The organism is Phenylobacterium sp., assembly GCF_035276905.1.
GTDB lineage: Bacteria > Pseudomonadota > Alphaproteobacteria > Caulobacterales > Caulobacteraceae > Phenylobacterium.
In genome coordinates this window covers 1-2,403 of sequence record NZ_DATELG010000311.1, presented here as the reverse complement: position 1 = coordinate 2,403, position 2,403 = coordinate 1, and the positions used below count along the sequence as shown (strand labels likewise).

The 2,403-nt window shown below is 66.1% G+C and carries 2 protein-coding genes; one reads left to right on the top strand and one right to left on the bottom strand.

Features of this window, described 5'->3' with window-relative positions:
• Positions 1–1,358: peroxidase family protein (locus VJS38_RS14690; RefSeq protein ID WP_324088897.1), on the top strand; the 1,358-nt coding region annotated here is incomplete at its 5' end.
• Between the two features lie 55 nt (positions 1,359–1,413).
• Here VJS38_RS14690 and VJS38_RS14685 read toward each other — a convergent pair.
• The gene (locus tag VJS38_RS14685; protein WP_324088896.1) at positions 1,414–2,211 is read right to left on the bottom strand and encodes a glycosyltransferase family 32 protein; all 798 of its coding nucleotides are present in this window, start codon (positions 2,209–2,211) and stop codon (positions 1,414–1,416) included.
• Positions 2,212–2,403: the final 192 nt, after the last annotated feature.

Below are 2,403 nucleotides of genomic sequence, written 5' to 3'. Positions count from 1 at the left end.
CGGAGGGTGGTGCGATTGAGGATCAGGGCCTCGGTTGGAAGAGCAAACACGGCAGCGGGAGCGGCGCCGATGCCATCACCGGCGGTCCGGAAGTCACCTGGTCGCAGACGCCCACGAAGTGGAGCAACTTTTTCTTCAAGAACCTGTTCAAGTACGAGTGGGAGCTGACCAAGAGCCCCGCCGGCGCTCAGCAGTATCAGGCCAAGGGCGTCGAGGCGACGATCCCAGATCCGTTCGATCCGTCGAAGAAGCGGGTCCCGACCATGCTGACCACGGACCTGTCGCTGCGGTACGACCCCGAGTACGAGAAGATCTCGCGGCGGTTCCTGGAGCACCCGGACCAGTTCGCCGACGCCTTCGCCCGCGCCTGGTTCAAGCTCACGCACCGCGACATGGGCCCGATCCAGCGCTACCTCGGCCCATTGGTCCCGAAGGAAGTGCTGATCTGGCAGGATCCGATCCCGGCGGTGGACCACCCCCTGGTCGAGGACAAGGACGTCGAGGCGCTGAAGGCCAAGATCCTGGCCTCGGGCCTGACGGTCCCGCAACTGGTCTCGACCGCCTGGGCCTCGGCCTCGACCTTCCGCGGCTCGGACAAGCGCGGCGGCGCCAACGGCGCGCGCATCCGCCTGGCCCCGCAAAAGGACTGGGAGGTGAACAACCCGCCGGAGCTGGCCAAGGTGCTGCAGGCGCTGGAAGCGATCCAGAAGGACTTCAACGCCTCTGCCGGCGGCGGCAAGAAGGTGTCGCTCGCGGACCTGATCGTGCTCGGGGGTTCGGCCGCTATCGAAAAGGCGGCCAAGGACGCCGGCGTGGACGTCAAAGCGCCGTTCGCGCCCGGGCGGATGGACGCGTCCCAGGAGCAGACCGACGCGTCCTCGTTCGCGCCGCTGGAGCCCATCTCCGACGGCTTCCGCAACTATCGGAAGGCCGGGCTGCAGTTCATGGCGCCGGAGGAAGCCCTGGTCGACCGCGCCCAGCTCCTGCGGCTGAGCGGCCCGGAGATGACCGTGCTGGTCGGCGGGCTGCGGGTGCTCGGCGCCAACGCCGGCGGCGCCAAGGCGGGCGTCTTCACCGACCGGCCGGGCAAGCTGACGAACGACTTCTTCGTCAACCTGCTCGACATGAACACCGAGTGGCAGCCGACGGACGACCCGAACCTGTTCCAGGGGCGGGGTCGCAAGACCAAGCAACCGAAGTGGACCGGCACGCGGGTCGACCTGATCTTCGGTTCGCACGCCGAGCTGCGCGCCTTCGCTGAGGTCTATGCCTCGACCGACGGGCAGGAGAGGTTCGTCAAGGACTTCGTGGCGGCCTGGACCAAGGTGATGAACGCCGACCGCTACGACCTGCGGTGACGGCCGGAAATCCCGGCGCGGGGCGGCGAGCGCCGCCCCGCTTTTCCGCGCCGCTCTACGCTGGGCGCATCAGCAGCCGCCGGCCCCTGGAGAGCGAATGCCGCGCCATCTCGGCGGTGCGGCGGACCGAGACGGCGACCGGGGTCAGGGGATGCTTCCCGATCAGGGCCTGGTCCAGGTTGGAGTAGTGATTGCCGAGCGCGGCCTGGTGGTCGTCGTCGGCGTAGATGCTGTAGCGGAATCCCAGGTCGGCGATGCTGTCGACCATGCGGTGGGGGTGCTGGCGCCGGATCGGCGCGATCGCCAGGGTGTAGGCGATGGGCCCCGTGGTGCGCAGCACCGCCTGCTTGCCGACTCCGTAGCGAACGGGATTGTAGCGCCGAAGATTGCGCAGGACCTGTTCGATCGTCGCCTTGAGGAACGGATGTCCGGGCGCGGCGAGGATGAACCATTGCTGGTACTCGCCGCCGGGAATGTTTCGCAATTCGGAGTGGAGTCCCCAGGTCGGATAGCGGCTGTCCGGCCCGTTCCGCCACTGGGAGATCAGATATCGATCCGACGGCTCGATCACCTGGTTCAAGGGCCGGGTGGCCTGGCTCTTGATGTCGAGATAAAGGCCGCCCTCGCGGTACATCACAAGGTATCGGAATAGATCCGCCTTCGCGGGCGCGTACTGCTCGTTGATCGCGTCGAAATAGGCGACGAAGTCAGGCCCATAATATTTCAGGACGTAGGCCTTCAGATCCGCATCGTCGTAGAAGCGATAGTCCCAATCGGTATTGCAGCGCTTCATTTCATCGACGTTGATCGCAAGCTCGGGCTTGAGCTGGCGTGTCCGGAAGGTCTGGTGCACGATCTGGGGAATTTGCTTGCCAAGCGGAAGCGTCGGAACCGAGACGGTACGTGATGACCTGATCCCCACCACTCTACTCCTTGCGCGACCACGCCCCCGCGTCGGGAGACCTGTCGGCCTCCGCTACCGATCAGTTGATATAACGCCCCTCCAAATTGCCGACGCCACGCCACGGTTCCCACGCCAGCTAGC